This is a genomic window from Mycobacterium sp. GA-1199, assembly GCF_001500045.1.
Taxonomy (GTDB): Bacteria; Actinomycetota; Actinomycetes; order Mycobacteriales; family Mycobacteriaceae; genus Mycobacterium.
This window is the reverse complement of sequence record NZ_LQIX01000019.1, coordinates 1-26463: the sequence shown is the minus strand read 5'-3', so window position 1 is coordinate 26463 and position 26463 is coordinate 1. Positions and strand designations below refer to the sequence as shown.

The following is a 26463-nucleotide window of genomic DNA, read 5'->3' as shown; positions in this document are numbered from 1 at the left end:
TCGCGCATCGGTCCGGCAGCCGGCGCGCTAGTCGAGCGCGAAATCGATGACACCGCGGATGATTTCACCGTTCAGCAGGTCCTGGTAGGCGGTGTTGATATCGTCCAGCCGGTACGTGCGGGTGATCATCTCGTCGAGCTGTAGCAGGCCCGACTGGTAGAGACCGGCCAGCCGGCTGATGTCGGCTCGCGGATTACACGAACCGAACACGGTGCCGACGAGGTTCTTGTTCCAGAGGATGAAGTCCTGCAGCGCGATCGTGACCCGTCGCGTCGTCTGGGCCGTCATCCCGGTCAGTACGCAAGTCCCGCCCTTGCGAGTCAGTTTCAGGTAGGCGTTGACGTCCTCGCCAGCGATCAGCGACGGCGCGGCCACCACGCTGTCCGCCATGACCCCGTCGGTGAGGTCGCGGACGAGATCGAGCGCGTCGGCGACCGTCGAAACACTGTGGGTGGCACCGAACTGCAGCGCCGCCTTTCGTTTGAACTCGACGGGATCGACGGCCACGATCTGCGCGGCACCGTTGATCCGCGCGCCCTGGATCGCCGCGGTTCCGATGCCGCCCGCCCCGATCACCACGACGGTGTCACCGCCACGCACAGCGGCCCGGTTGGCCGCCGAGCCATAGCCGGTCGGGACAGCGCAGGACAGCAGCGCGCTCGCGACGAGGGGTAGGTGCGGGTCTATCTTGACCAGCGAGTGCACCGAGACCACGGTGTGTCTGGCGAAGGCACCTACCTTCGACAGATGCCCGAGCGGGTGCCCGTCGAGGGTGTGATGTCGAAACGTCTGGTCGGTCGGCATCCCCGGGGCCATGGTGCCTGCGCCCTCGTCGCACAGGTACTCCATTCCCGAAGCGCACCAGCGGCATCGGCCGCACACCGCGACAAACGACATCACGACGTGATCGCCAACCTCGAATTCCGTTACACCGTCGCCGATTTCGACCACGGTACCGGAGCCTTCGTGGCCGCCGATCATCGGGAACATCGGCGTCAGACCGTACTGGCGGGCGACCTCGTTGGACACCGACATGTCACCTTTGAGGATGTGATCGTCGGAGTGGCACAATCCGGCGGCGGCCATCTCGACGAGCACCTCGCCGGCCCGCGGGGGGTCCAACTCGTAGTCCTCGACCGACCACGGACCGCCGACGTCGTACAGGATCGCCGCCCGGCTCCTCATCCGGTCGGACGGAACGTGACCGGAAGATGTATGGGGGAGCGGAACGGCAGGCCGGCGAGCCGGGTGTCGCCGTCGACCTGTAACTCGAAATCCGTTGCGCGATCGAACAAGCTGGTCAACATCACCCGGGTCTCCACTCGGGCCAGATGCATTCCCAGACAGCTGTGCAGCCCACCGGCGAACGACGTGTGAGCACGCCGCGGGCGGTGGATGTCGAACACATTCGCGTTGTCCCACCGCTTTTCGTCGCGGTTCGCCGAACCGATACAGAGGTTGACCTGTGCACCCTGCGGTATGGGGACACCGTGGATCTCCACGTCGCACGTCGTGGACCTCGGAACCGTCACCAACGGCGTCTCGAAACGCAATCCCTCCTCGAACGCGGCGGGGATCAACTCGCGGTTGCGTTGGACCGCATCGAGTTGATCAGGGTGCGTCAGCAGCAGATACAGCAGGTTGCCCGACGACCGGTACGTGGTCTCGAGCCCGGCGGGAAGCAGCAGCCGCAGAAACGAGATGATCGCCTCGTCGGTCAGCCGTTCACCGTCGATCTCGGCGCCGACCAGGTCGCCGATGACGTCGTCGGTCATCTTGCGGCGCCGCTGGTCCACCTGGTCCTGGAAGTACGTGCCGAGTTCGACCGAAGCGGTCAACCCGGCCTCGATGTCCTCGGTGATCGAGATCAGTTCGAGTGAGAGGCGGCGGAACAGCTCCAGGTCGTCTTGCGGAAGCCCCAGCAACTCCGCGGTGACGCGGGTCGGGAACTCGAAGGTCACCGCCTTGACCAGATCGACCTCGCCGTCGTCGATGAACTCGTCGACCAACTTCTCGCAGATCGGCACGATGACCTCGGGCTCCCACTGAGCCAGCGCGGTCTGCCGGAACGCCTTGGCCACCAGGCTGCGGTGGTCGTGATGCTGCTTGCCGTGCATCCCGAGGATCGTTGGGCCGAAAACCAACTCGATGGTGCGGTGGTACACCTCCGACCCGTAGACGTCGCTGTCACGGAAGGCGTTGTACACGCTGTCGAAGTCGAACAGCGTCCATTCCTCTGGTGGCAGCAGTTCCGGCGGCACGCTCGAGGTGTCCATGATGGTGCCGCGCCACACCGGTTCGGTTCTGCGCATGCGCTCGAAAAAGGCGTAGGGGTCGCTCGCCACATCGGGAACGGTCTGGTCATCCGGACGGGTGCTGATCGTCACCTTGCCTCCCGGCAGCGGGGTTGGCGCTCTACCCGCCTATCTTTACTATTTTAGGTAACCTAGGTCAAGGTGAACCGAGGGGACGTGATGCGGCGCCGAGCGGTGTGTGCCATCGAGGACCTGCCGCCAGGAAGCATGAAGTTGGTGCAGGCAGGAAAGTTCGGCGTGGGCGTCTACAACATCGACGGGTCCCTATATGCGATCGCCAACTACTGCTCTCACGAGGGTGCGCCCCTGTGCGCCGGCTACGTCCGGGGCACGACCGAGTATGCGCCCGAACTCCCGGACCGGGTTCGCCATGTGCGCAGCGGCCGGATCATCCGATGCCCTTGGCATCAATGGGAATTCGACATCCCGACCGGCATCAACGTGGCCGACCCGACGAAACGCGTGCGCACCTACGAGGTCGATGTCGCCGACGGGCAGGTGTACCTGACCGCATGACCGTCATCGACGCATCCGTGCAGCCGCACTTCCGCTACAACGCCGAGATCCGGCGCTACCTGGCCGAGCCGCACAAACTTCGTGCGGTACCCGACGTCGAGCAGCAGTGGTATCAGGCGCCGGGCGGGGACTACCGGCCGGATCTCTACGGCGACGGCTATCCGGGATCGAGCCCCGACGTCGTGGCACGTCACCTGTTCGACGAGAACGGCGTGGACTGCGCGATCCTCAACCCGTTGACCAGGGGCAACATCGCCGACTATCTGCTCAACAGCCGCATCTGCGCTGCCGTCAACGACTGGCTGCTCGACCGCTGGCTCGAACCCGACGGCACCGGACGGTTCCGCGGCACCATCCGGGTCAACCCCGAGGACGTCAGGGGCGCGGTCGCCGAGATCGAGCGGTTAGCCGACCATCCGAATATGGTTCAGGTCGGTGTCCCGCTGCAGTCGCGTGAGCCGTACGGCAAGCCGATGTTCGAGCCGATCTGGGAGGCCGCCGCGGCGCACGGGCTTCCGGTCGCGGTGCACATCAACGGCGGTAACGGTGTCGACCACGCGCCGACGTTCGCCGGGCACGCACACACCTATCCCGGATACGCGTCGTTCATGCCGCTCAACGGTTTCGTCCATCTGGCGACGCTGATCATCGAGGGGACGTTCGGCAGGCACGCCGGCCTGAAGTTCGTCTTCGCCGACGGCGGTTATGACGTCCTCACCCCGCTGATGTGGCGGCTGGACACGTTCTGGATGTCGGTGCGCGATCAGACCCCCTGGGTCGATCGCCGTCCCAGCGAGTTCCTACGCGACCATGTCCGGTTCTGTACGTCGGCTTTCGACGGTCCGACCGCCGCCGGCCAGGCCGCGCGCTGGATGGACTTCACCGACAAGGCGGATCTGGTGATGTACGGCTCGAGTTATCCACACTGGTCGGCGATGACGCCGGCCGATGCGGTGCGCGGCCTCAACGGGGCTCAACGCGACAACCTGCTGTGGCGCAACGCCAGTGAGCTGTATGCGCTGGAGTCCGAGGTGGCGGTGACATGACGGCCATCGCATCGGCTCCTCACGCAGCGGCCGCGGACGTCGCGGTCACGATCGTCGACACCGACGTCCATCCGATGCCGGTCTCGGCCGAGACCCTCAAGTCCTATGCACCGCCGAAGTGGCGGGACACGCTGTGGCCGACGGGAAACGCCGTTTCACCTGTGCCTCATTTCTACGACACGCCCGACTCCTACAAGACGAACTCGCTACGCGTCGACGCCGGCCCGCCCGGCGGTGGCTTACCGGGCAGTGACCCCGACTTCGCCGCCCAACAGTTGCTGGTCGACGCCGGCGTGAGCATCGCTGTGCTGGAACCGATGTGCGACGCGCAGCTTCCGCAGGCCGAACACATCCTCAAGGCAACCTACAACGACTGGCTGGCCGAGGTGTGGCTGGGCGATGCCAACTGGCATGGTCGCTGGCGCGGAACGATCAGCGTGACGGCTCAGGATCCGCACGCCGCCGCCACCGAAGTCGAACGCTGGGCGGGGCACCCCTACATGGCCGAGGTGCTGATGACGCCGCAGACTCGCGGAATCCCCTTCGGCAGCCCACATTTCGACCCTCTGTATCGCGCAGCGGCCCGGCACGGCTTACCCATCGCCACACACCTGATGGGCCAGACGCCGTTCGAACTGATCCCGATCTATCCCGTGGGCAACCCCGCACACTGGCACGACTTCTTCGCGTCCTGGCCGCTGCTGTACGTATCGCATCTGATGAGCCTGGTCTTCGACGGGGCGTTCGACCGCCATCCGGATCTTCGCGTGGTTTTCGTCGAAGGTGGCTTCACCTGGGCGATGCCGGTGATGTGGCGGATGGACCGCATCTGGGAGCAACGCAGATCCGATCTGCCACACGTGAAGCGTCGACCGTCCGAGTACGTGAGAGAACACGTGCGCTTCACCACGCAGCCGGTGGAGGAGGTCCATGTCGGTGTCTACCGCGAGTACCTCGAGATGATGGACCTCGGCGACAACCTGATGTTCTCCACCGACTACCCGCACTGGAGCTACGACTCGCCGGAGTGGGCTGTCCGCCGTTTTCCCGCCGACCAACGCGAGCGGATCATGCGTGGCAACGCCATCGCGCTCTACAAGCTGCCCTCGACGGTCAAGTCTTTGTAGAGATTTCGGCGCGGCGTTGCGCCTCGAGCGGAACGATCGGCGGGCGGGCGAAGGGCCCGCGCGTGATTGCGTGCAATCGGATTTCGGGGACGTCGACCGCCGGGTCGACGGTGTCGAGCCAGGCCACGGCGTCGGCCACGTCGGCGGCCCGGATCGCGTACATCTCGAACGGCACATCCTGCAGCATCTCGGTTTCGACCGGGCCGGGGGTGACCACATGCACGTTGATCCCGTCGCGGTCGACCTCCTGCGCCAGCGCGCCTGCGAACGCGTTCATGCCCGCCTTCGCCGCGGAGTAGGCGGTGCGGGCCCGCATCGGCTCATGGGCGGCCGAGGACGAGATGAACACGAACCGGGAACCGGCTCGCATCCGCGGCAGCGCGGCCGACGTCACCACGAAACAGGAATCGAGGTTCGCCGACATCGTCGCCCGCCACTGCTCGAAAGTCTGCTTGCGCGCGTAGGTCCCACCGAGGACCCCAGAGGCGTGCACGAGCAGGTCGATGCTTCCCGCGGCCTCGACCGCGGGACCGAACCCCGATGGCAGGCTCGCGTCGGCCACGACGTAGCGCGCACCGATCTCCTCGGCGGCCGCCCGCAGCGGCGCCTCCCGGCGCGCCGTCAGTACGACGTCGTACCCGAGTTCGGCGAGTTTACGGCCGCACGCCTTACCGATGCCGCCGCTGCCGCCGGTGATCAAAGCCGTCCGCATACAGTGCCTTTCGCGGCTGTTCAACGCTTACGCTGCGCCAGCGCCTGAGGTGAGAGGGCGACGATCCGCTGTTCGGGATCACCGGCCAGCAAGTAAGTCTGGGTGTCGGCGACGTGCTTGGCGGCCAGTTTGCGAGCCCGTTCAGCGTCTCCGGCCTCGATGGCGTCGGTGATCTTGGTGTGCACGCTCAGCGCGATGCGGCGTCGCTTCATCGACGGATACTCACCTTTGGCGGCGGTTTCGTTGGCCCACCAATTCAAGTGGCCGGTCCACAGCGTCTCGAGGCTGCCGACCACCGCGACCATCGTGTGATTGCCGCAGCCGCGGACGATCTCGTCGTGGAACTGCCCGCCGATCTCGGTGAATCGCGCACCGTCCTCGATGTTCTCCTCCATCGCGGCGTTGTATTCGCGAAGTTTGGGGACGAGCGTCTTCGCCCGATCCGGTCGCCGCGCAGCCAGCGCCGCACACATCGGGTCGAGTTCCTGAAGTGCGGAACCCAGGTCGGCCAGCGGGACATAGTCGCTCTGCAACAACAGTCCGAGCATGTAGGCGGCGTTGGCCTTGGCCGGTGCGTGCACCACGGCGCCACCGCGGTTACCGCGCCGCACCGAGACCAACCCCTCAGTCTCGAGTATCCGCAACGCTTCCCGCAGCGAAACCAGGCTGACGTTGAACTGCTCGACGAGCACTTCCTGCCGCGGAAGCAAGTCGCCATCGACGAGCTCACCCTCGATGATCTGCCGACGAAGTTCGTCAGCGACGATCTCCGCGGTCCTGCGGGATCCCAGCCGGCGGCGCGCCTCGAGTCCGATACCCAGTGTTGTCATGTCTTAGCAATATTAACAGCGATAGCGCCGCCAACCGGCGGCCCGCATCTGCCAATAGTTACTAAGATGGCGAAAAACCTGGAGGTGCGCGTGGGTGAACGTGTGAGTGCCACCGTACCCGTACCCACCCCACTGGACGATGTGCGGGTCGTCGAGGTCAGCGACCGCATCGCCGGGGCGTACTGCGGCAAGCTTCTTGCCGACGCGGGTGCCGACGTGGTCAAGGTCGAACCACCCGAAGGCGACCCGCTGCGTCGCGTCACGGCCTGCGGGGCCGCGCTCGACGACAACACCGATTCGCCGCTGTTCAGCTATCTCAACGCCGGAAAGCGCGGTGTCACAAGCATTTCAGGTGAGCTGCTCGCCGGTGTCGACATCATCGTGGTGACAGGGGACCAGCCCACGGCCCGCCGGAACGGTATCGACCCCGCCGCGCTGCTGGCGGCCGCGCCCGGATGCATCGTCGTCTCGATCTCGGACTTCGGTTGGACGGGGCCATGGTCTGGGCGGCCCGCGACCGAATTCACGCTGCAGGCGGCATCGGGCCTGACCGGTTTTCGCGGCGATCCAGCGGGTCCGCCGATTTCGATCGGCGGAGACCTGGGGGAGTACATGGGCGGGGTGTGGGCCGCATACGGTGCGTTGGCCCTTCGTCGGCGCGTCCGCGCCGGCGGTGCCGGCGGCCACCTCGACATGTCTGTGCTCGAGGCGATCACGCTGATGCAGAGCGGGGAGTGGCTTCATTCGGCCCTACTGCAGGTCCTGCCGGTGCGGCGGTCGGTGGAGGTGCCGTCGATCGAACCCGCCAAGGACGGCTACGTGGGCATCAGCATGGTCACCGGGCAGCAGTGGTTGGACTTCGCCGCGATGGTCGACTGTCCGGAGTTGACGGAGATCGCGCAGTTGCAGTTCCAGATCGGCCGTTGGGATTACCGCGAATGGATCCGCGAACGCATCGACCCGTGGATGAGGGAACGCACGGTCGCCGAGATCGTCGAACTGGGACAACTGTTCCGGTTGCCGCTCGCACCGTTGGGTAACGGCGCGACGATTCCGTCGATGGATCACCTTCGCGAACGCGGAGTCTACGTCGACAACCCGGCCGGATTCCGTCAGCCGCGGCCCCCGTGGCTCATGTCGAGGGCGCGTCCCGCCCCGGTCGGCACCTCACCCTCCGTCGGCGGGAGTGACGATGAATCATTCTGGGAGCCAAGGCTGTCGCGCACCGACCAGGCGACGACCGAGCGCATGCCGCTGGCGGGTGTGCGGGTCGTCGACTTCACCGCGTTCTGGGCCGGTCCGGCTGCCACCCATTCTTTGGCCGCCTTCGGCGCCGACGTCATCAAGATCGAATCGGTCCAGCGCCCGGACGGCATCCGCTATTCGGGCGGGATGCGCAAAGATGTCGACGACTGGTGGGAGTACGGCTGGGTGTTCCACGCGATGAACACCAACAAGCGGTCGGTGACCCTCGATCTGCAGTCCGATGAGGGGCTGCGGCTGGTTCGGCGCCTGATCGCCCGGGCCGACGTCGTGGTGGAGAATTTCTCGCCGCGCGTGATGGAGCAATTCGGCATGGGCGCAGAGGCTCTGCTCGCGCTCAATGCGCGGCTGGTCGTGGTTCGGATGCCTGCGTTCGGGTTGTCCGGCCCGTGGCGGGACCGCGTCGGATTCGCTCCGACCATGGAGCAGATCGCCGGTTTGGCGTGGGTCACCGGGATGCCCGACGGTCCACCGATCGCTCCGCGCGGAGCCTGCGATCCGCTTGCCGGAGCTCATGCCGCCTTCGCGACGCTCTCCGCACTCGAGTTCGCCGACCGTACGGGTGAAGGGCAGCTCGTCGAGGTGCCGATGATCGAAGCGGTGCTGAACGTAACCGCCGCTCAGACAATCGAATACGAGGTGTTCGGGCGTGTCATGGAGCGGCGAGGCAACCGGGGGCAGGACGCGGCCGTGCAGGACGTCTATCGGTGCGCGGGAGACGACAGCTGGATCGCACTCGCCGCGCGCACCGAAGATGAACGCACCGCACTGGCCGATGTCACCGGCGGTGCGGACCTCCAGACCTGGCTTGCCACCCGCGACGCGGCGGCCGCCGCTGAGGCGCTGACACGCGCGGGTGTGCCCGCCGAGGTCGTGGTGTCGCCCTCGCTCGTCACCGAGAACCCTCAACTACGACACCGCGGGTTCTTCGAACACCTGGACCATCCGAGTACCGGGGGCAACCTCTACCCCTGTCCGCCGTTCACCCGGCTGCCCGGCAGCCAACGATGGCTCAAGCGCCCGCCTCCCACACTCGGCGAACACAACGCCGACGTCCTCACCGCGCTGTGCGGCCTGACCGAAGGTGACCTGGAGCGGCTCGAAGTTCAGGGCGTCATCGGGACACGACCGAAGGGTTTGTGAATTCAGCGGGCCCGCAAGGAGATCGGCATCGAGTGGAAGATCGTCATGTTGTTGGCGAGGGTCGGATAGGTGACCTCGGCCGCTCCGAGCGCGATGTCGTCGGCGCGACACAGCACCTCGTCGAGCACAGCGCGAATCTCCGCGCGGGCCAGCATCGCCCCGAGGCAGTGGTGTGGTCCGCCACCGCCGAATGCCACGTGCGGGTTGTCCGTACGGTCGATGTCGAACGTGAACGGGTCGGTGAAGGCGTCCTCGTCGCGGTTGGCCGACCGCAACATGGACACCACGCGTTCGCCTCGGGGGATTGTGACGCCGTCGATCTCGACGTCGACCTTGGTGACCCGGCTCCAGAACGCCACCGGTGACGACCAGCGCAGCACCTCTTCGACCGCCGTCTGTCGCACGGACGGATCGGTGCGGTAGCGCTCGATCTGCGCGGGGTTGTCGACGAACGCCCGCAGGCCGTAGGCCAACGCGTTCTTGGTGGTGTCACTACCCGCGAACGCGATCACGAAGAAGAAGATGTCGAGTTCGGCGGCGGGAATCGACAGCTCCTCACCGTTCTCGTCGGTCACGACCGCCGTGGCCAACGTGCTCCAGATGTCATCGGTGGGGTGCCGGCGCTTCTCGGCGGTCAGTTGCGCCGCGTAGGTGAAGACCTTGCCGAACAGTTCCAGATGCTGTTGCTCGGCTTGCTGGTCCGTCGACGCCGAATTGGCCTGCAGGATCAGGTCGAAGGTGTCGAAGATCTCCGGCCTGTCGGGCTCGGGGATTCCGACGATGTCCCCGATCACCGACATCGGAAGTGCGTCGGCGACGTCGGCGATCCAGTCACCGCCGCCGCGCTCGAGGAGGCGGTCGATCATCGCGGCCGCCCGCGAGCGGATGTCTCGCTCGAGCTTCCCGATCGCCCTGGGCGTGAACGCGTGTGACATCACCCGGCGCCGCTTGAGCAGATCGGGCGGATCCATGTTGATGATCGTCGGGAACGCCCCCACGGCGCCCACACCTTGGATCAACGGCCCCTCGGCGGCGGTGAACGATTCGGTGTCACGGTGGATGCGGTGAGCGTGGTGCAACTTGGTGGTCATCCAGAAGTCGCGCTTCAGCGTCGCCGCGACCCGGTCGGTGAGTCCGTGCTTGAAGATCGGCCGCTCGCGCCGCAGTTGCGCGAAGAGATCGTCGGGAAAACCTTTCTGCCACAATGCCGGATCGGACAGGTCGACCGGGCCGGTCGTCGTCATGCGCGGTTCCCTTCGCCGTCCTTGACCCAGAATGCCTAAAATAGTAAAAATAGGCAACGGACAGCGCCGCTGACCCGGCTGGTGCGTGCGCGGACGGAGTTGCGATGGCGGATACGGTCGACGATCCCACGCTCGACCCGTCGGAGCGCGAATTCGGGCCCAGCGGTATCAGCTTGTCCACCTACCGGTTTCCGACGGGATGGTTCATCGTCGGATTCTCCTCCGATCTGGGTCCCGGTCAGGTCAAACGCGCCCATTACTTCGGCGAGGAGCTGGTGATCTTCCGGACCCAATCGGGGCGGGTCAGCGTGCTCGACGCCTACTGTCAGCACCTGGGCGCCAACATGGGCGTCGGCGGCACCGTCGAGGGTGAGCACATCGTCTGCCCCTGGCACGGCTGGCACTGGACCGGTGAGGGCACCAACGCGCTGGTTCCCTACAGCAAGATCGGCTGCAAACAGAATGTGCGGATCAAGCGCTACCCGTGCACCGAGTGGTACGGCTTCATCTTGGTCTGGCACGAACGCCACGGCCGAGCCCCGTACTGGCAGCCGCCGGTGTTGCCCGAACTCGAGACCGACGAGTACTACCCGCTGCACCCGCACACCCGGATGGTCAACAGGGTCAAGGTGCACGCGCAGATGATCATCGAGAACGCGGCCGACCCGTACCACGTTCAATACGTGCACAAGGCCGCCAATCCCGCCAACACCGCGTCGTTCGAAGTGTCCGGCTATCACCTGCACGCGACGGTGAACGCGAATTTCGGTGGGGGACGGGCCAAGACGTGGCTCACCCCGAACGGACCCGTGGACGCGAAGATCATCTACGACAATTACTCGCTCGGCCTCGGCGTGGTGCGCTTCCCCTCGGAGTTGGTCGCCACCGTCCAGGTGACGGGCCAGACCCCGGTCGACGAGGATTACACCGACTACTTCTACACCCAGGCGTCGATCCGCGAACCGGGCGAGACCGGCGACAAGCCCACCGGCCGCGCGGCGAAGTTCCTGCAGTTGCAGCAGGAGGTCATCAAACAAGACTTCTTCACCTGGGAGAACATGAAGTACCTGGAGAAGCCGAACCTCGCACCCGAGGAAGCCCGTGACTACGCCGCGCTGCGACGTTGGGCGCATCGCTTCTATCCGGGTGCCGAACCGTCGGCGACCGACTTCGGGTACACGGCCAGCGGTGAACCCGACCCGTCGGCAGCGGACGCTTGATGCCCGCAGGCAGGGCGTGGCGCATCGAGCCCGCGGCTTTCGGTGTCGAACGTTTCACGGTCACGTCGGTTCTCGACCGGCGCGCCGACCAGTTCGGCGACCAGGTGATGATGTCGATCGACGGCGCACCGATCACGTTCGCCCAGATGCGCGACCGGTCCTGCGCCGCTGCGGCGATGCTGGCCGAGCGCGGCGTCCGCCGGGGTGACACCGTCGCGCTGTTCGCCGGGACGTGTCCGGAGTGGGTGTACTTCTGGCTCGGTGCCGCCCGGTTGGGCGCCGTGAGTGCCGCGGTCAACGGCGCCAACAAGGGCGACTTCCTGACACACGCGCTCAACCTGTCCCGGGCCAAACTGGTGGTGACCGACGACGCCCGCCGTGCTCGAGTCGCCGAGGTGGTCGACCACCTCGACGCCCCGGCCGCGACCCTGCTGATCGACGATTCGGTCGCGACAACGTTGTGCGGATCGCAGGGTGTCACCTTCCCGACGATGGACACCGACGCCGACGAGGTGGGAGTGCTGTTCTTCACCTCGGGAACCACCGGACCGTCGAAGGCGGTGGCCACCACGTGGCACTACCTGTTCGTCGCGGCCGCCACCGTCGCATCGGCGTGGGAGTACGGCCGAGGTGACCTGATCTGGACGGCGATGCCGCTGTTTCACCTCAGCGCCGCCCCGACGGTGCTGGCGCCGATGCTCGTCGGCGGCACCAGCGCGCTGGCGAGCGCCTTCCACCCCGCCGACGTGTCAGATGAGTTACGAGCCTGTGGCGCAGCGGGGTTCGCCGGGGCTGGTGCGATGGTGTCGATGCTGTGGAATCTGCCGCCCGACCCGGGCGATGCACAGCTCGGAATCCGGTTCATCTCGGCCGCCCCCATTTCGGCCCAGCTGTACCGCGCGATCGAGGACCGCTACCGGTGCCGCGTGGTGACGATGTACGGAATGACCGAAGCGTTCCCGATCGCCTACAAGGCGGTTTCGGACGACGGCGTCCCGGGTACGTCAGGACAAGTCAACCCGGCGTTCGAGGTCTGCATCGTCGACGGGGACGGCCGCCCCGTTGCCCCAGGCATGACGGGTGAGATCGCGTGCCGGCCGCGGACAGCGCATGTGATGAGCGAGGGGTATGTGTCGTCCGCGCCCGGGCACCGCGGCCTGCGGATCGAGCCCCACCCGGAGTGGTTTCGCACAGGCGATCTCGGTTTCCTCGACAACGACCACAACCTGACCTTCGTGGACCGCGCCAAGGACTCGCTGCGCAGGCGCGGCGAGAACGTGTCGTCGGTCGAGCTCGAGCAGGTGGTGATGCAGCACAGGGCGGTTGCCGAAGCCGCCGCGGTCGCCGTCCCGAGCGAGTTGGGTGAGGACGACATCCTCGTCGTCGTGGCCCTTCGTCCCGGCGCGACGGTGGACCTTCCCGAACTGCTGGACTTCTGCGCGGCACGCATGCCGTACTTCTGCGTGCCCCGGTATCTCGAAGTGCTGGAAGAGATTCCGAAGAACGTCATCGGGCGGGTACGAAAGGATCTTCTGCGGCAACGAGGCTTGAGCGCGGCGGTGTGGGATCGAGAAGCCCACGGCTACCTGCTGAGTCGGTGAAGGAGTGTGACGATGGCATTGAGCTACCAACAGCAGTACGTGCTCGACGGGCTGGCGGGACGGGCGGGCATCCTCAACCTCGGCGCCAGGCACAACCGGTTGTTCTCCAGCGGTGACCTGGCCGGCTGGCTCGCCACCTTCCGGCATTCCGGTGCGACGTACACCAGGGGCGAGGAGTCTTTCACCAACCTTGCGGACGCATTCGACGGCGGCAACGGCCGGCGACTGGTCACCGTCGACCACGACATCACGGTCGATGGCATCGAAGCGACTCAACAATGCGTCGCATTGCTGTTCTGCGACAACGAACTCGAGGCCACCGGCGGCTACACCGACAGCCTCGTCTACGAGCGGGGCGGGTGGTATTTCGCCTCGCGTCGATTGGCCTGGGACCCGGCTCCGCGTGAGAGCGCGTTACCGGGGTGATGGAAACCGTCCCCTATGAGCTGGCGTTCGGCACGTACGAAGACGCGTTGCGGATGGTCGGTACGCGCACCGAGCCGCGGTACGCCGGAACCGTGGTGAGCGCGGCCCGCATCCAGCACTTCGCGGCCATGGTCCGCGACTCCAATCCGGGCTACTGGGACCATGATTTCGCCCGCCGCCAGTGGGGCGGTCTGCTCGCGCCGCCCGGCCTGCTGATGGGGTGGCTGATTCCACCGCCGTGGCTGCCGAACGGCCGGCCGGCGGTCGCGGCGATCGCGATACGCGTGCCGCTGCCCGGGACCACGTTCATCAACGCCGCCAACGACGCCGAGTATCCGTGCGCGATCGTGGAAGGGGATCGCTTGGCCCTGATCGAGGAGGTCGTCTCGGTTTCGCCACTGAAGCGCACCCGCCTCGGGCTCGGGCACTTCGTCCAAACCTGCGACGAGTTCCGCCGCGACGACGGGACATTGGTCGCCGTCAACCGCAACACGTTGTTCCGGTTCACACCCGAGGAGCAGGTGTGAGGGCGCAGCCTGGCGTGGAATGGGAGCGGGTCACGGTTGGATCGGACCTGCCCGAACTGGTGGACCACATCGACTACCAGCGCGTCGTGATGAACCCCGGTGCCACGTGGGATTACTTTCCGGCACACTACGACCCGCGCTACGCCGAACAGCACGGGCATCCGACGATCTTCGTCAACACGATGCACATCGCCGGGTTCGTCGACCGAATCGCCACCGACTGGGCCGGCCCCTACAGCCGCGTGGTGCGCCGCAAGATCACCTTGCTCGGCTCCATCTACGCCGGTGACTCGATGGTGGGTCGCGGGTGCGTCGTGGGCAAGCGGGACACCGGCCTGGTCGATCTGCAGATCACCGTGTTCAATCAACGCGGCGAGCTGTGCTGCCCGGCGGAGCTGACGCTCGAGCTGTCACGCTAGATCCGGCAACTTGTCCGCGCTGATGGTCGTCTGCAACTCGATGTACTCCGACAGTCCCTCCGCGCCGAACTCGCGACCGATCCCGGACTGCTTGAACCCGCCGAACGGCATGGTCGTATCGAGCGTGTACATGTTGATCCCGTAGGTGCCGGTCCGAATCTGTGCGGCGATCTCGAGGCCGTGCGCGACGTCGGCCGTCCACACCGAGCCGGCCAGCCCGTAGTCGCTGTCGTTGGCGATCCGGATGGCGTCGCGTTCGTCGGAGTACGTGAGCACGGTCAGCACCGGCCCGAAGATCTCCTCGCGGGCGATGCGCATCTCGTTGGTCGCCTCGGTGAACAGCGTCGGCTGGACGTACCACCCCCGGTCATGGGGTGTCTCGGTGCCGCCCAACACCATTCGCGCACCTTCGGCGCGTCCCGCGTCGATGTAGCCCTGCACTCTCTGCTGTTGACGCTGCGCCACCAGTGGTCCGATGTCGGTGGTGTCGTCGGCGGGATCACCCACCGTAAGCCCGGACATCATCGCCCTCAGCGCCTCCACCACATCGTCGTGGCGGCGTTTACTCACCAGGATCCGCGTCTGCGCCACGCACGCCTGCCCGTTGTTCATCAGGCTTGCCGTCTTCAAATGCTCGGCAGTGCGCTCGATGTCGGCGTCGTCGAGGATGATCGCCGCGGACTTGCCGCCCAATTCGAGGCTGACGCGTTTCAGTTGCTCGCCGCACACGGCGGCGATATGGCGTCCGGTGGCCGAGGAACCGGTGAACGAGATCTTGTCCACGCCGGGGTGACGCACCAGGTGCTCACCGGTGTCGCGTCCGCCGGGAAGGATCGACACGACTCCGTCGGGAAGATCGACCTCTTCGAGCATCTCGGCCAGCCACATCGCGTCGATGGGCGTCTCGGGCGCCGGTTTGACCACGACGGTGCAGCCCGCGATGAGCGCCGGGATCATCTTCGGCATGATCAGGAACTGCGGGACGTTCCACGGCACGATCGCCCCCACCACGCCGACGGGTGCGCGCCGTATGTGCGCGTCGCCGAACAACCCGGGCCGCCGCTCGATCCACGGGAACTCCCGCGCGGCGGCCGAGATCAGATGCATCTGGGCGAGCGCACCGGTCGCCTGCCCCAACCGGCTGAAGTTGCGCGGTGAGCCCATCTCGGCGGTGATGAGGTCGGCCATCTCGTCGGTGTGGGCCGCGTAGACCGTCGCGAGCTTCTCGATCTTCTCCATGCGCTCGTCGACGCTCATCAGCGGCCACGGGCCCTCATCGAAGGCCGTCCGGGCGGCCTGTACCGCGCGGTCGACGTCCTGTGCGGCGGCCTCGGGTGTTTCGCCGATCTGCTCCTCGGTGTGGGGCGAGATGACCGCGATACGTTGCCCGGTGGCCGGCGTCTCCCATCGGCCGCCGATGAAAAGCCGTTTGTATGTCAGCGATCTCACGTCGGCGCCTCCTCGATCACCGGCGAGCTCCGCAGATGTCCGCATCGCGCCACACCATGCGGCCGCCAAAGTCGCTATTTGTGCAAACATAACAAAATTGACGGGTCGGGGCGGCCGGGTGCGCGAGTCCGCGAAATGGCGTTCCAGCAGGCGTCCACTCGAACTTTCCCTGCCGGAATGCCATTTCGCGATCGATCCGGTGCGGGCGGGCGTATCGTCCGCTCTGGGACGGCGATGAGAAGGAGGTCGTCGATGGCGCTCATGAAGTGGCCGTCACTCCGCCGGGTTACGCGATGGGCTGCAGCGACAGTGGCCGCCGCGATGCTTCCGGCGCTCGCGGCCGGGGGTGTAAGCCCGTCCGCGCAGGCCTTTTCGGATCCGGGCCTGCCGGTCGAGCACCTGGAAGTGCCGTCGGCGGCGATGAACCGCCCGGTCCGGGTCGAGTTTCTCGGCGCGGGCGCCGACTCGCCGGCGTTGTATCTGCTCGACAGCATGGAGGCCGGCGACGACCTCAACGGCTGGGACATCAACACCCAGGCCTTCGACTGGTATGACAACTCGGGTATCTCAGTGGTGATGCCCGTCGGCGGCAAGTCGAGCTTCTACTCCGACTGGTATGCGCCCGCGGTGGGGAACGGCGCGACCTACACCTACAAGTGGGAGACCTTCCTGACTCGGGAGCTTCCGGCGTGGCTGGCCTCCAACAAAGGGGTACGGCCGACCCGCAACGCCGTGGTCGGGTTCTCGATGGGCGGCTCTGCGGCGCTGATCCTGGCGGCCTACCACCCGCAGCTGTTCAGTTATGCCGGTTCCCTGTCGGGGTTTCTGAACCTGTCGGCGCCCAACGGCCCGGGCCAGGTCAGGGTCGCCCAGATGTGGAACGGGGGCTTCGATCCCGCCGCGATGTGGGGCCCGCCCGGCGATCCGGCATGGGCCCGCAACGATCCCACGGTGCAGGCAGGCAGGCTCGCCGCCAACGGGACGCGGGTCTGGATCTACTGCGGCGACGGCACACTCACCGACCCCGCGCTGACCAATCCCGACGCGCCCATCGCCGGGCTCGGCTTCCTCGAAGGCTTCGCGATCGAGTCCAACCGGGCGTTCGTCGACGCCTACATCGCCGCGGGCGGGAACAACGGCGTGTTCAACTTCCCCGCCGGCATCCACAGCTGGGGCTACGCAGGCCAACAGCTACAGCAGATGAAACCCGACATTCAGCGAGCACTGGACGCGCAGCCTTCGAACCAGCAGTGAAGCGGGGCAAGCGATCTCGCGCTAGGCGTCGTCGGTGGCAGTGGAGTCGGGGGCCGAACCTGTGTCGCCGGCGTCCAACACGCTGACCGCGATGCCGTACGGCAGGAACCGCACCTTGCGGGCGGGGTCGGTGTTGTTCTTGTTTGCCCGCAGCGCGTCCAGCTCGGTGGGGTAGACCTGCTCGATATGCGCACCGCCGTCGTCGTCGACGGTGTAGATCGCCCACACCCCGTCACCGGTCTCACCGGTGGTCTCCGGTTCGCGTCGGGGCCGCGACGAACGGGTGAACTCGTCGACCAGGTTGGCCCAGCCCGCGCGTTCCCCCGACGTGCTGAAGAACCTGCCGAGGCCGTCCAGCGCGTCGCGCAGCCCCTCACCGGCCTCGCGCACGACGCGGTCGAACTCCTCGGGGTCGAACCCGAACGGGCCGTTGCTGCTCATGGTGCCTCCTCCTGGGGCGCCCGCACCTCTGCGCGGTATTGCTTCCAGTGTGCCCGCCTGCGGTGAAGTAGTCGACTGAGGCGATCCCGAAGTGGTAGGCAACCTCTATGGCCATCTCCCGGGCCGAGGCCCTGGCCGCCGTCGAGCGCTCCCCGGCCGCGGTCGCCGTCCACGACCGCGAGGCGTGGGTTGCCGCCTTCGCCTTCGACGCGATCGTCGAAGACCCGGTGGGTGCCCGGCCGCACCGCGGGACGACGGCCGTCACCCGCTTCTACGACACCTTCGTCGGCCCGCGCGACATCGTGTTCCACCGCGACGTCGACATCGTGGTGGGCTCGACCGTGGTCCGCGATCTGGCGCTCGAGGTCCGGATGGCGGCGGGTCTGACCCTGCGGATCCCCGCGTACCTGCGCTACCACCTCCACGACGACGCTGGCGTGCTGAAAATCGCAGAGCTGTCCGCCTATTGGGAGCTTCCGGCTATGGTCGGGCAGTTCCTCAGCGGCGGGATCCGATCGGTTCCCGCCGGGCTCCAGCTGTCCCGCGGGCTGCTGACGAACCAGGGCATTGTCGGGACGCTCGGTTTTCTGAGCGGCTTCCGCGGCGTCGGCCCCCAGGGCAAGCGGCGGTTCGAGGAGTTCCTCGCGGCCGCCCATGCGGGTGACGAGGTCGGGCTGCGGCGCTGGGTGGGCGGTGGCACACAGATCACCGCCGGCGACCACACACCGATGGGCAGCACAGAACTGCTGGCCCGGCTGACCGGCGCCCGCTCCCGCAAACTGATCGGGTCGGGTCACAGCTTGGTGTGCGGCATCGAAGGCGCTGGGACGCGCGATGTGCTGATCGCCGACGTGGCGGCGAAACCGTTCGCGATCAGGCGAATCCGCTACTACGCCGCAACGCCTGCCTGAACCACCCGACGTTTCGCTTTCTCGACCCGGGGCAACCCGGCAACCATGCGACACACTGATTCACGCGAGGTCGCCGTTGTGGGCGTGGTCCTGGCCGCGGTACTGGCCTCCTGCCTGATCCTGCCGACGATCGGACAGCTCGCGACGCTCGAGCAGACGTGGATGGCCGCCGCGATCCTCGGCATCCCCACCGTTGCGGTGCTCACTGTCACCGGTTACCGGCACTACGGGCCTGCCCGCAGCCTGGCTGTCGCGGTGGTCGTCATGAGCGTCGCCCTGATGGCCAGCTGGGTGTTCTCGGTCCACGTGGTCGCCGCCGCGATGAGCGGTTCGACGACGACCCTCGCCATGGGGGTCCTGCTGTACGGGACGCCGGCCCTGATCGTGGCGCTGCTCGGGCTCCTGGCGCTCAAGCTCGTGCCTCCCCGGTCCTCGTCCAGCGACCGTTTGACCACGTCCACCGTGGGTAATCCGGCCGCATGACTCCGCGCGAAGATGACGACAGCAGCGAAGAGGGCGTCACCGAGGACGACCACGTGGCGAGCTCCCGCGCCGGCAAGGACAACGGCGACGACGACGGCACCTATGTCGGCCAGACGTTCTCCGACGACGCCATCGACGCGGAGGAGAGCGGGGCCGAGGCGCGCAGTAACGACGGTGGCTGACGGGCCGGCACACGGGATCGCGGAACGGTTGCAGAAGCATCGCGAGGGGCGTGCACGAGGTGTCTCGATTCGGTCGCGGCGGTCGCGTCGCGTGCGGCCCGAGCCGGGCGCGTGAGACCGTATGAGCACCATGCCTGTCGATGATGAGTCCACCGAGATCACCTACGAGGAATTCGGCCGCAGATTCTTCGAGGTCGCGGTGACCGAGCAGCGCGTCGGCAGCGCCATCGCCGACATCGCCGGCGATGAGTTCGAGATGGGCCCGATCGCTCAGGGTCCGGGCAAGATCGCGAAGGTCACCGCCAGGGTGCGGATCCAGGAGCCGCGACTGACCCGCCACGTGGGACCGCTGATCACGTTCGCCATCCGCATCCCGCTGGAGATCGACATGATGGTCGATCTGCGCATCGACAAGCCGAAGTTCATGGTCTTCGGGGAGATCGCGCTGAACGCCACCGCGCGCGCCGCCGAACCGTTGCTGCTGATCCTCGACGTCGAGAAACCGCGGGCCTCCGACATCTCCATCCACGTCACATCCAAGTCGCTGCGAGGGGAGGTGGTGCGCATTCTCGGCGGCATCGACGCCGAGATCCGGCGGTTCATCGCCGCGCACGTCGCCGGCGAGATCGACAGCCCGGCCTCCCAGAAGGCCAAGGTGATCGACGTGGGCGCCACCATCGACACCGCCTGGACGGGCGTCTGAGGGTTCCACAGCGTAGGATTCCCGGGTGCTTAGCAAACCCGTGTCGGCGCTCGCGCTGACCTCCGGACTTCTCGCCGCCGCAGCCCTGGTGGCCGCGCCGGCGCAGGCCGACCCAGTGGATGACGCCTTTCTCAACGCGGTGACGGAGGCCGGCGTCGTCATGAGCGATCCGAGCAGTGCGGTCGCGGTGGGTCAACAGGTGTGCCCCATGCTCGCCGATCCGGGCCAGAACGCCGCCAACGTCGCGGCCAAGGTCGCCGAAATGGGCGGCATGTCACCGGGTCCGGCAACCATGTTCACCGGCATCGCCATCTCGATGTTCTGCCCCGCGATGGTGTCGTCGATCGGCAGCGGTAACTCGCCGATCCCGCTGCCGTTCCTCGGCATCTAGGGGCCGTCGCCGGGTCCTATGGGGACGTGGCGGGCGTATCCGGCCACGCGTTGAAACCTCAACGACGCAGGGCCGCCGCCACCTGCTCGACGCCGGCGGCTGCCGCGGCGTCACGGTGACGTTGGCTCACCTCGGCGCCACCGGAGCGCAGCACCTCGACGACGTCGGCGACGACGCCGGCCCGCTGGACGCTGCACGACACCCCGGCCGCCCACCACGACATCAGCGCGTCGAGGCCGCGCCGGGGGTCGGCGCCGTGATCGACGAGTGTGGCGACGGTCGCGGGCAACAGCTGCCGCGCGGCCCGGTCGATGGGTTGGGTGCCGTCGGGCAGCGCGGCGTCGACCGGCGCACCGGCGCGCACCAGTGCGCGCACCGACTCCGGGTTGACGTTGTCGCCGTCGCCGCCGAACACGTGCAGCGGTGTCGCGCCTTCGGAGTCGAGCAGCGCCGGGCACACGCCGTTGGCCAGGGCATGTTTCAGCGCCACGGTGCGCCCATTGCGCACGATCTCGTGCAGGATCGTGGTGTAGCGCTCACCGCGGGCCGACAACTCGATGCGGCGTCCCGCGTCGGCGCCCGCATCGATGAGCGCCACCGCGAGGCCCAGGCCCGGTGAGCGCACTGCGTACCAGAGCGGTGACGCACCACACGCGTCCACTGGATCGGGATCAGCGCCCATCGCGAGCATCTCGATCACCGCCGAGTCGCCGCGCTGCGCCCGGCAGAACAGGTCCAGGACGTCCGGTGGTAGTGGCTCTGTCCATTCCGGTGGGTCGACGCCGAGTCCGGCCAGCGCTCGCAACACACCCTCGCGTTTGGGACCGAGGTCGTACCAGGGCCACGGACCTTCGCCTCGGGCGACGAAATCCGAGACCCGGATGCGGGTCTCGGAGGTGCCCGTCGGCGGTTCGCCGTCCGCGTAGTCGGTGCAGAAGACCAGGTCGGCGCCGTCGAGCAGGATGACGACCCGTGCGGTGCCGTCCTGATACCGGGCGAGTTCGGCCACAGCGAGGATTGTGCCCATACGCGAAGAGGGGCACCCCTGCGGGTGCCCCTCTCGCGCCGTCTTTCAAGAACCGGCTACTTGACGTCTACGTAGACGAGACGGTCCTGATGCGTGACGTAGTTGTGGCTGCTTCCAATCACCGGGGCGCCTGCGTCGATCCGGGTGAAGGTGGGGCCCTCGCGGACCGCGACCACCTCGGCATCGCTCAGCGGGGCCGTCCCCACCTGAGTGACAATGACCCTGTACCCCTCAGACTTGAGCTGGTTGATGGTGTCCTGTGCGTTCTGTGACCCCGCCGGTGCGGCGGCCACCGGTGCGGCCAGCCCGATCAGGGCGGCGGTCAGTCCGCTCGCTACGGCTGCGATTCCTATCTTCTTCATTGACGTGCCTCTTTTCTTGTCTGCGAGCCACTGAAAGCGGCTTTCCACCAAATAAATTCGGATCGAACCCGTTCCGGTCGGCTCATTGGCGGCAACCAAGAAGAGACGGTTTTAATTCCCTGGCAGAAATTGACCGAAGATTGGCAAATTTTAAGCGGCGCAACGGTGTTCGGCGTGCGCAAACAATGTCAGAGCAGGCGCCCCAACCGGCTCAGTTGCAGCGGACGGCCGACTGCGCTCAACTGGCCGAGGATGTCCTCAAGCCGTGTCAGGGGCAGGTCCATCCGCCACTCCGCGACCGACGCCGAGAGCTGCACCACACCCGGTGCGAAGCTGATTGCGGTGAGTCGCACACCGTGCGGTAGTTCGGGCAGCCGCACGGGGTAGGCCGGGGTCCGCGCCGGAAGCGGACAGCGCGTCCGGCCGAAGGTGAGGCAGCGTGGTTTGAGCCACAGCGTCGAGCCGTCCATCTTGGCGTCGACCTCGAGGTGGCCGGCCCCCGGTCGCCGCGCCAGACGCAGCCGGGCCACACCGTCGGCGCCGATCGCGCCCGAGAATCGCGGCGCGGCCCAGCGGAACACCTCGTCGAGGACCGGCGCCGGAATCTCCAACGTCAGTTCGACGGGGGCCGCGACCAGGACCGGCGGTGCCGTCGGCCGGATGTGCACGTTGTGCAGAACCGCGGTGGCGTGGTCGAACTGCGCCCCGTTGCACTGAATGTCGCGCGCGGCCAGCCGTACGTCGTTGAGCTGGCCGACCGAGAGACCCCGGACGTCGAGGCGCGAGTCGAACTCGGTGACCGTCAGCGTCAGGTCCGCCTCGTCGAGTTTGACGTTGAGTCGCCTGCCGACCACGAGCCGGCGAACCGTCAGGAACAGCGTCCGGTACGCCGCGGCCGCCCCGGTGGTGACCGGCGTCACCGCCGCCGAGGACCACAACGCGGTCAACATGTCGAGGGGTCGGAACGGGTCGAATCGGCGCAGAGGTTCCGGGCGCGTCATGCCTCCAGCATTCCCCGACGGGGGCGGTTCCGTACAGTCGGGCGCATGACCTCCGTGGTAATCGTCGGCAGCGGGTTCACCGGTTTCGAGTGTGCGCGCACCCTGGCCAAGAAACTGCGCAAAGAGCGTTCCGACGTCGAGATCTCGATCATCTCCCCGGTCGACTACATGCTGTACACGCCCCTCCTACCTGACGTCGCCGGCGGGTTGGTCGATGCCCGCTTCGTCGCGATCCCGCTGGCCAACGCCTTGCGCGGGGTGCAGGTGATCCGCGGCCGCGTCGACGAGGTCGACTTCGAAGGACGCACCGTCACGTTCACCGATCCCGAGGAACGATCACGCGCGCTGTCGTGGGACAGGCTGGTGTTGACCCCCGGTTCGGTCACCAAGCTGTTCGACGTGCCCGGCCTCGCCGAGCACGCGCGTGGTCTCAAGTCGACCGCCGAAGCGCTGTATCTGCGCGATCACGTGCTCCAGCAACTCGAACTGGCCGATGTCGACGACGATGCCGGCCGCCGTCAGGCGCGACGCACGATCGTCGTGGTCGGCGCGTCGTACTCGGGTACGGAACTGGCGGTGCAGCTGCGGGCGCTGGCCGACGCGGCCGCCAATCAGATGGGCTTCGACCCGAACGATGTCAAGTTCCTGTTGCTCGACCTCGCCGAACAGGTCATGCCGGAAGTCGGGGAGAAGCTGGGTGCCGCGGCGCAGCGCGTGCTCAAGTCGCGCGGCATCGATGTCCGACTGGGAGTGACGCTCAAGGAAGTGCACGCCGAACATGTTGTGCTCAGCGATGATTCGCTGATCCGCACCCATACCGTCGCGTGGGTCACCGGGGTGACGGGTGCGCCGCTGATCGAGAAGCTGGGGCTGCCGACTGAGCGCGGCCGGCTGAAAGTGACCACCGAGCTCGAGGTTCCCGACCACCCCGGGGTGTTCGCCGCAGGCGATGCGGCCGCGGTGCCCGACGTCACACAGCCCGGCAAGATCACGCCGCCGACCGCCCAGCACGCCACTCGGCAGGGAAAGGTGTTGGCGCGCAACGTCGCAGCCAGCCTCGGCGTGGGCAAACCGAAGCGCTACAAGCACCGCAACATGGGCCTGGTCGTCGACCTTGGCCCGCGTTACGCCGTGGCCAATCCGCTCAACATCCAGTTGTCCGGCTTCCCGGCCAAGGTCGTGACCCGCGCCTACCATGTGTATGCGATTCCGCGGTTCGTCAACCGCTGGGCGGTGACCCTGGCCTACCTGACCGATCTGTTCTTCGACCGGTCCGTCGTCTCGTTCGGGCTGTCCACGCAGGAAGACGCGCAGTTCTCGGCCAGCGAGGGCATCCCGACGCCGAAGGCGGGCTGATTCAAACCCGTTGAACCGGGGAACTGTGTCGGCATGGCTACTTATCGCGTGCTGAACCCCAAGGGCGAGGTTGTCGACACCAAGGACATCGAGAGCGCCGACGATGCGCACGCCTGGTTCGTCGACCAGAAGGCGGACCCCGAACTCGGCTGGCGCATGGAGGTCAAGAACGACGACGGCGACTGGGACTTCTTCGACAGCAGCGAGGGCGACCGCAAGTACTGACCGCCACTCGTGTGGTCCCTTCCCGGCCGTGAGCGACCGCTTTTGTACGCCTGGACGCGGCGTGTCGGTGTACAGCCACGGTCGCTCGCGGAAGATGGAGAACGTGCCGAAGTTGAGTGCGGGACTGTTGCTCTACCGGGTGCGTGACGGTGACGTCGAGGTGCTCATCGGCCACCCGGGCGGACCGTTCTGGGCGCGCAAGGACGAAGGGGCCTGGTCGATCCCCAAGGGCGAATACGGCCAGGGCGAGGACCCGTGGGCCGTGGCGCGCCGCGAATTCGAAGAGGAGCTGGGCAAGGCTCCGCCGCAAGGCCCCCGCCTCGAGTTCGCACCCGTCAAACAGCCCGGCGGCAAGATCGTCACCGCATTCGCGGTGCGAGGCGACCTCGACCTGGACGGCTGTTTCTCCAACACCTTCACCATGGAGTGGCCGAAAGGTTCGGGCACGATCAAGGAGTATCCCGAAATCGACCGGGTCGCTTGGTTTCCCGTGGCGCAGGCTCGGTCCAAGCTGTTGAAGGGTCAGCGGGTCCTGCTGGACCGTCTGATGGCGGCAATCGCAGACGACGCACCGGCCGAGTCTCGATCGCATTGATCGTCAACGCGCGACCGTGGATGCGCCAGCCCGCCCGCGTCCGCAGATACTCGTCGTCGTAGCGCAGATGCCACACCAGATCGGACGCCTGACCGCCGCTGACAGTCCAGTGGTGGGCTATGCAGGTGATGCGGCCGAGCGCATAGTCGGCTTCGTCGGCCGCGGCGTACACCTCGCCCACGATCGCATGTTCGGTCCTGGCCACAGCGGCCAGCGAGGCCATCGCCGCACGCACCCCGTCGCGGCCGTGGTGACGGCGCACCGGCTCGAGCGTCCGCGGTGGGTCCGGCAGCCGCAGCTCGGCGTTCTCGGTGAACAGCTCGACGACGTCGTCGAAGCGGCGGTCGTCGACGGCCGAGGCGTAGACGTGCACCAGGTCGGCCAGCGCCAGTCGGTCGGCGGTGATGAGCCTCATGAGGACCCCACGGAGCCCAGCCCGAGCCGCTGCGCGCACGCGGACAACACGTCGCGCGCTTCGTCGATATCGGTCGTCGACGGCATGGCCAGGATCGCGCGGTCCGCACCTTGCGCCTCGAGTTTGCCCGCCCGCTCAGCGTCGATCTTGGTGACGAGGTGCCCGAGCGAGAGTTCCAGCGCCTCGGGGTCGCGCCCGCATCGTTCGGCCTCCTCGCGCATCAGCGAGACCAGTTCGGTCAGCTCGGCGCCACCGACCCCGAGCGGTTGAAACCCGTCACCGAGCCTGCCTGCCCGCCTCGCCGCCGCCCTGCTGTGCCCGCCGACATGAACTGGTATGTGCGCCAAGGGCTTCGGATAGCTCATGGCGTTGTCGAAATCGAAGAACTCGCCGTGGAAGTCGACACCTTTGGGATGGTCCTGCCACAGCAGCCGCAGCACGGCGAGTTGCTCGTCGGCGCGCCGGCCCCGGCTTGCGAAGTCGGCTCCGCACGCCTCGATCTCCTCTTTGAGCCAACCCATTCCCACACACAGCCGCAGTCGCCCGCCCGAGAGCACGTCGACCGTCGCCGCCCGCTTGGCCAGCACCACGGGGTGGTGGTTGGGCAGCACGAGCACGCCGGTGGCCAGCCCGAGTCGTTGGGTGTGACCGGCCAGGAAGGCGAGCAGATCGAGCGAATCGGGCACGGCGCAGTCGGCGGGCAGTTCGACCCGACCGGACACGTCGTAGGGGTAGACACTGGTGTACCGCGACATCAAGACGGTGTGCTCGACCACGACCAGTGACTCGAACCCGCAGGCCTCCAGATGCGCGGCGAACGCGGCCATGAAGGCGGGGTCTGCGGTGACGCCCGCCGCAACGGGCGCGACGACGGCGTATTTCATGGCAGCGGCGGCAAACCGTTGCTTTCCCGGATGTCCCTTCGACACTCGCGGCGGGTCTGACCGGTCTGCTCCATGCACACCCGAACGGGCGATTCCTCGGCGACCGGCAGCGGCGGCTCGGTCGCCTCGGTGGTGACCGTCGGGCTCGGGACGTCGCCCTCGGTCAGCGACCAGATCGTGGCGCCTGTGCTCTGCAGCGTCGAGCAGTAGGCGGTCGAGCCGTCGGCGGTTTGGGCGGTCGCGCCCTCGGGGGAGCAGTTGGCCCCGATCACCGCGGCGGAGTCGTCGGCAGGCGATGACGACGCCGTTGTCGTGGTTGCGGTGTCGTCGTCGCTCGCGGTGGTCGTGGGGGCGTCTGTTGTGGTGGTCGTCGTGGGGGGGGGGGGTGGCGGGGG

29 protein-coding genes and 2 pseudogenes are annotated in these 26463 nt (G+C 67.1%); 18 read left to right on the top strand and 13 right to left on the bottom strand.

Annotated features, from left to right (window positions below):
- Window positions 1–27: 27 nt before the first annotated feature.
- Together AU198_RS14130 and AU198_RS14125 are read right to left on the bottom strand one after the other, a co-directional pair.
- Window positions 28–1185 (bottom strand): Zn-dependent alcohol dehydrogenase, encoded by a 1158-nt coding sequence (locus tag AU198_RS14130; protein WP_064348776.1) that lies wholly within the window; start codon window positions 1183–1185, stop codon window positions 28–30.
- A complete protein-coding gene (locus AU198_RS14125) occupies window positions 1182–2387 on the bottom strand; it encodes a cytochrome P450 (protein ID WP_064348775.1) in 1206 nt (401 codons plus the stop codon). The genes AU198_RS14130 and AU198_RS14125 overlap by 4 nt, the downstream gene beginning before the upstream one ends.
- A 69-nt stretch (window positions 2388–2456) precedes the next feature.
- Between AU198_RS14125 and AU198_RS14120 the strand changes: the two genes are divergently transcribed.
- From AU198_RS14120 to AU198_RS14110, 3 genes are read left to right on the top strand one after another with little or no spacing between them, the layout of a single operon-like run.
- Window positions 2457–2831, top strand: coding sequence for a Rieske (2Fe-2S) protein (locus AU198_RS14120; RefSeq protein ID WP_231744669.1), 375 nt, complete (start codon window positions 2457–2459; stop codon window positions 2829–2831).
- On the top strand, window positions 2828–3877 hold the full coding sequence (locus AU198_RS14115) for an amidohydrolase family protein (protein WP_064348773.1): 1050 nt from the start codon (window positions 2828–2830) through the stop codon (window positions 3875–3877). Before AU198_RS14120 ends, AU198_RS14115 begins: the two co-directional genes overlap by 4 nt.
- Window positions 3874–5004, top strand: a complete 1131-nt coding sequence (locus tag AU198_RS14110; RefSeq protein WP_064348772.1) for an amidohydrolase family protein — start codon at window positions 3874–3876, stop codon at window positions 5002–5004. The genes AU198_RS14115 and AU198_RS14110 overlap by 4 nt, the downstream gene beginning before the upstream one ends.
- Here the strand turns inward: AU198_RS14110 and AU198_RS14105 are convergent.
- Window positions 4991–5716, bottom strand: coding sequence for an SDR family NAD(P)-dependent oxidoreductase (locus AU198_RS14105; protein ID WP_064348771.1), 726 nt, complete (start codon window positions 5714–5716; stop codon window positions 4991–4993). The two genes, AU198_RS14110 and AU198_RS14105, sit on opposite strands and share 14 nt — an antisense overlap.
- Before the next feature lie 20 nt (window positions 5717–5736).
- Window positions 5737–6546: a FadR/GntR family transcriptional regulator gene (locus AU198_RS14100; protein WP_064348770.1), complete on the bottom strand. Its 810-nt coding sequence runs from the start codon at window positions 6544–6546 to the stop codon at window positions 5737–5739.
- Window positions 6547–6612: 66 nt separating this feature from the next.
- Between AU198_RS14100 and AU198_RS14095 the strand changes: the two genes are divergently transcribed.
- Window positions 6613–8952 carry a CaiB/BaiF CoA-transferase family protein gene (locus AU198_RS14095; RefSeq protein ID WP_064348769.1) on the top strand — a complete coding sequence of 780 codons (2340 nt, stop codon included), beginning with the start codon at window positions 6613–6615 and terminating at the stop codon, window positions 8950–8952.
- Window positions 8953–8954: 2 nt separating this feature from the next.
- On the opposite strand, the gene AU198_RS14090 is transcribed toward AU198_RS14095, so the two are convergent.
- The gene (locus tag AU198_RS14090; RefSeq protein ID WP_064348768.1) at window positions 8955–10196 is read right to left on the bottom strand and encodes a cytochrome P450; all 1242 of its coding nucleotides are present in this window, start codon (window positions 10194–10196) and stop codon (window positions 8955–8957) included.
- A 104-nt stretch (window positions 10197–10300) separates the two neighbouring features.
- On the opposite strand from AU198_RS14090, the gene AU198_RS14085 reads away from it, so the two are divergent.
- The 5 genes from AU198_RS14085 to AU198_RS14065 are packed head-to-tail and all read left to right on the top strand — an operon-like array spanning window position 10301 to window position 14389.
- Entirely contained in the window at window positions 10301–11416 is a 1116-nt protein-coding gene (locus AU198_RS14085) for a Rieske 2Fe-2S domain-containing protein (protein ID WP_064348767.1), read from the top strand.
- Window positions 11416–13017 carry an AMP-binding protein gene (locus AU198_RS14080; protein ID WP_064348766.1) on the top strand — a complete coding sequence of 534 codons (1602 nt, stop codon included), beginning with the start codon at window positions 11416–11418 and terminating at the stop codon, window positions 13015–13017. Before AU198_RS14085 ends, AU198_RS14080 begins: the two co-directional genes overlap by 1 nt.
- A gap of 12 nt (window positions 13018–13029) precedes the next feature.
- Window positions 13030–13443: a nuclear transport factor 2 family protein gene (locus AU198_RS14075; RefSeq protein ID WP_064348765.1), complete on the top strand. Its 414-nt coding sequence runs from the start codon at window positions 13030–13032 to the stop codon at window positions 13441–13443.
- Window positions 13443–13970: an FAS1-like dehydratase domain-containing protein gene (locus AU198_RS14070; RefSeq protein ID WP_064348764.1), complete on the top strand. Its 528-nt coding sequence runs from the start codon at window positions 13443–13445 to the stop codon at window positions 13968–13970. The genes AU198_RS14075 and AU198_RS14070 overlap by 1 nt, the downstream gene beginning before the upstream one ends.
- Complete coding sequence (locus tag AU198_RS14065; protein ID WP_064348763.1) at window positions 13967–14389, top strand: MaoC/PaaZ C-terminal domain-containing protein; 423 nt, start codon at window positions 13967–13969, stop codon at window positions 14387–14389. Before AU198_RS14070 ends, AU198_RS14065 begins: the two co-directional genes overlap by 4 nt.
- Here the strand turns inward: AU198_RS14065 and AU198_RS14060 are convergent.
- Window positions 14381–15883 (bottom strand): aldehyde dehydrogenase, encoded by a 1503-nt coding sequence (locus tag AU198_RS14060; RefSeq protein ID WP_197416116.1) that lies wholly within the window; start codon window positions 15881–15883, stop codon window positions 14381–14383. The genes AU198_RS14065 and AU198_RS14060 overlap by 9 nt on opposite strands.
- Window positions 15884–16090: 207 nt before the next feature.
- Here AU198_RS14060 and AU198_RS14055 point away from each other — a divergent pair, with 207 nt between their 5' ends.
- Window positions 16091–17092, top strand: a complete 1002-nt coding sequence (locus AU198_RS14055) for an alpha/beta hydrolase (protein ID WP_156431603.1) — start codon at window positions 16091–16093, stop codon at window positions 17090–17092.
- Window positions 17093–17113: 21 nt separating this feature from the next.
- Here the strand turns inward: AU198_RS14055 and AU198_RS14050 are convergent, their stop codons facing one another.
- Window positions 17114–17533: an Rv0313 family protein gene (locus AU198_RS14050; RefSeq protein WP_064348762.1), complete on the bottom strand. Its 420-nt coding sequence runs from the start codon at window positions 17531–17533 to the stop codon at window positions 17114–17116.
- A gap of 107 nt (window positions 17534–17640) precedes the next feature.
- Here AU198_RS14050 and AU198_RS14045 point away from each other — a divergent pair, with 107 nt between their 5' ends.
- From AU198_RS14045 to AU198_RS14025, 5 genes are all read left to right on the top strand, one after another.
- Window positions 17641–18444, top strand: coding sequence for a nuclear transport factor 2 family protein (locus tag AU198_RS14045; protein ID WP_064348761.1), 804 nt, complete (start codon window positions 17641–17643; stop codon window positions 18442–18444).
- Between the two features lie 45 nt (window positions 18445–18489).
- The gene (locus AU198_RS14040) at window positions 18490–18927 is read left to right on the top strand and encodes a hypothetical protein (protein ID WP_064348760.1); all 438 of its coding nucleotides are present in this window, start codon (window positions 18490–18492) and stop codon (window positions 18925–18927) included.
- Window positions 18924–19109: a hypothetical protein gene (locus AU198_RS14035; RefSeq protein ID WP_064348759.1), complete on the top strand. Its 186-nt coding sequence runs from the start codon at window positions 18924–18926 to the stop codon at window positions 19107–19109. The genes AU198_RS14040 and AU198_RS14035 overlap by 4 nt, the downstream gene beginning before the upstream one ends.
- Before the next feature lie 121 nt (window positions 19110–19230).
- Complete coding sequence (locus tag AU198_RS14030; protein ID WP_197416115.1) at window positions 19231–19812, top strand: hypothetical protein; 582 nt, start codon at window positions 19231–19233, stop codon at window positions 19810–19812.
- 25 nt (window positions 19813–19837) lie between these two features.
- Entirely contained in the window at window positions 19838–20203 is a 366-nt protein-coding gene (locus tag AU198_RS14025) for a DUF732 domain-containing protein (protein WP_064348758.1), read from the top strand.
- A 58-nt stretch (window positions 20204–20261) separates the two neighbouring features.
- Here the strand turns inward: AU198_RS14025 and AU198_RS14020 are convergent, their stop codons facing one another.
- The 3 genes from AU198_RS14020 to AU198_RS14010 all read right to left on the bottom strand — a co-directional run bounded on the left by AU198_RS14020 (window position 20262) and on the right by AU198_RS14010 (window position 22593).
- Window positions 20262–21212, bottom strand: coding sequence for an ankyrin repeat domain-containing protein (locus AU198_RS14020; RefSeq protein WP_064348815.1), 951 nt, complete (start codon window positions 21210–21212; stop codon window positions 20262–20264).
- A 74-nt stretch (window positions 21213–21286) separates the two neighbouring features.
- Complete coding sequence (locus AU198_RS14015) at window positions 21287–21592, bottom strand: hypothetical protein (RefSeq protein ID WP_064348814.1); 306 nt, start codon at window positions 21590–21592, stop codon at window positions 21287–21289.
- A 188-nt stretch (window positions 21593–21780) separates the two neighbouring features.
- On the bottom strand, window positions 21781–22593 hold the full coding sequence (locus AU198_RS14010; RefSeq protein WP_064348757.1) for a hypothetical protein: 813 nt from the start codon (window positions 22591–22593) through the stop codon (window positions 21781–21783).
- A gap of 45 nt (window positions 22594–22638) precedes the next feature.
- Between AU198_RS14010 and AU198_RS14005 the strand changes: the two genes are divergently transcribed.
- The 3 genes from AU198_RS14005 (at window position 22639) to AU198_RS13995 (ending at window position 24769) form a co-directional block, all read left to right on the top strand.
- Window positions 22639–23949, top strand: coding sequence for an NAD(P)/FAD-dependent oxidoreductase (locus AU198_RS14005; RefSeq protein WP_064348756.1), 1311 nt, complete (start codon window positions 22639–22641; stop codon window positions 23947–23949).
- A gap of 33 nt (window positions 23950–23982) precedes the next feature.
- Entirely contained in the window at window positions 23983–24174 is a 192-nt protein-coding gene (locus tag AU198_RS14000) for a hypothetical protein (RefSeq protein ID WP_064348755.1), read from the top strand.
- 103 nt (window positions 24175–24277) lie between these two features.
- Window positions 24278–24769, top strand: a complete 492-nt coding sequence (locus AU198_RS13995; RefSeq protein WP_064348813.1) for an NUDIX hydrolase — start codon at window positions 24278–24280, stop codon at window positions 24767–24769.
- 70 nt (window positions 24770–24839) lie between these two features.
- On the opposite strand, the pseudogene AU198_RS25805 reads toward AU198_RS13995, so the two are convergent.
- The 3 genes and pseudogenes from AU198_RS25805 to AU198_RS13985 all read right to left on the bottom strand — a co-directional run.
- Window positions 24840–25184: pseudogene (locus AU198_RS25805) on the bottom strand (nuclear transport factor 2 family protein); the annotation flags it as partial.
- A complete protein-coding gene (locus tag AU198_RS13990; protein ID WP_064348754.1) occupies window positions 25181–26068 on the bottom strand; it encodes an LLM class F420-dependent oxidoreductase in 888 nt (295 codons plus the stop codon). The gene AU198_RS13990 and the pseudogene AU198_RS25805, both read right to left, overlap by 4 nt.
- Window positions 26065–26463, bottom strand: a pseudogene (locus tag AU198_RS13985) (serine/threonine protein kinase); the annotation flags it as partial. The gene AU198_RS13990 and the pseudogene AU198_RS13985, both read right to left, overlap by 4 nt.

Coding starts and splice junctions, on each gene's coding strand:
- AU198_RS14100 (WP_064348770.1), bottom strand. CDS start 6,546: ATGACAACACTGGGTATCGGACTCGAGGCGCGCCGCCGGCTGGGATCC.
- AU198_RS14060 (WP_197416116.1), bottom strand. CDS start 15,883: ATGCGGACATCTGCGGAGCTCGCCGGTGATCGAGGAGGCGCCGACGTG.
- AU198_RS14105 (WP_064348771.1), bottom strand. CDS start 5,716: ATGCGGACGGCTTTGATCACCGGCGGCAGCGGCGGCATCGGTAAGGCG.
- AU198_RS14000 (WP_064348755.1), top strand. CDS start 23,983: ATGGCTACTTATCGCGTGCTGAACCCCAAGGGCGAGGTTGTCGACACC.
- AU198_RS14010 (WP_064348757.1), bottom strand. CDS start 22,593: ATGACGCGCCCGGAACCTCTGCGCCGATTCGACCCGTTCCGACCCCTC.
- AU198_RS14030 (WP_197416115.1), top strand. CDS start 19,231: ATGAGCACCATGCCTGTCGATGATGAGTCCACCGAGATCACCTACGAG.
- AU198_RS14130 (WP_064348776.1), bottom strand. CDS start 1,185: ATGAGGAGCCGGGCGGCGATCCTGTACGACGTCGGCGGTCCGTGGTCG.
- AU198_RS14090 (WP_064348768.1), bottom strand. CDS start 10,196: ATGACGACGACCGGCCCGGTCGACCTGTCCGATCCGGCATTGTGGCAG.
- AU198_RS14075 (WP_064348765.1), top strand. CDS start 13,030: ATGGCATTGAGCTACCAACAGCAGTACGTGCTCGACGGGCTGGCGGGA.
- AU198_RS14035 (WP_064348759.1), top strand. CDS start 18,924: ATGACTCCGCGCGAAGATGACGACAGCAGCGAAGAGGGCGTCACCGAG.
- AU198_RS14095 (WP_064348769.1), top strand. CDS start 6,613: ATGGCGAAAAACCTGGAGGTGCGCGTGGGTGAACGTGTGAGTGCCACC.
- AU198_RS13990 (WP_064348754.1), bottom strand. CDS start 26,068: ATGAAATACGCCGTCGTCGCGCCCGTTGCGGCGGGCGTCACCGCAGAC.
- AU198_RS14115 (WP_064348773.1), top strand. CDS start 2,828: ATGACCGTCATCGACGCATCCGTGCAGCCGCACTTCCGCTACAACGCC.
- AU198_RS14045 (WP_064348761.1), top strand. CDS start 17,641: ATGGCCATCTCCCGGGCCGAGGCCCTGGCCGCCGTCGAGCGCTCCCCG.
- AU198_RS14085 (WP_064348767.1), top strand. CDS start 10,301: ATGGCGGATACGGTCGACGATCCCACGCTCGACCCGTCGGAGCGCGAA.
- AU198_RS14070 (WP_064348764.1), top strand. CDS start 13,443: ATGGAAACCGTCCCCTATGAGCTGGCGTTCGGCACGTACGAAGACGCG.
- AU198_RS14055 (WP_156431603.1), top strand. CDS start 16,091: ATGGCGCTCATGAAGTGGCCGTCACTCCGCCGGGTTACGCGATGGGCT.
- AU198_RS14015 (WP_064348814.1), bottom strand. CDS start 21,592: ATGAAGAAGATAGGAATCGCAGCCGTAGCGAGCGGACTGACCGCCGCC.
- AU198_RS14040 (WP_064348760.1), top strand. CDS start 18,490: ATGCGACACACTGATTCACGCGAGGTCGCCGTTGTGGGCGTGGTCCTG.
- AU198_RS14050 (WP_064348762.1), bottom strand. CDS start 17,533: ATGAGCAGCAACGGCCCGTTCGGGTTCGACCCCGAGGAGTTCGACCGC.
- AU198_RS14110 (WP_064348772.1), top strand. CDS start 3,874: ATGACGGCCATCGCATCGGCTCCTCACGCAGCGGCCGCGGACGTCGCG.
- AU198_RS14080 (WP_064348766.1), top strand. CDS start 11,416: ATGCCCGCAGGCAGGGCGTGGCGCATCGAGCCCGCGGCTTTCGGTGTC.
- AU198_RS14005 (WP_064348756.1), top strand. CDS start 22,639: ATGACCTCCGTGGTAATCGTCGGCAGCGGGTTCACCGGTTTCGAGTGT.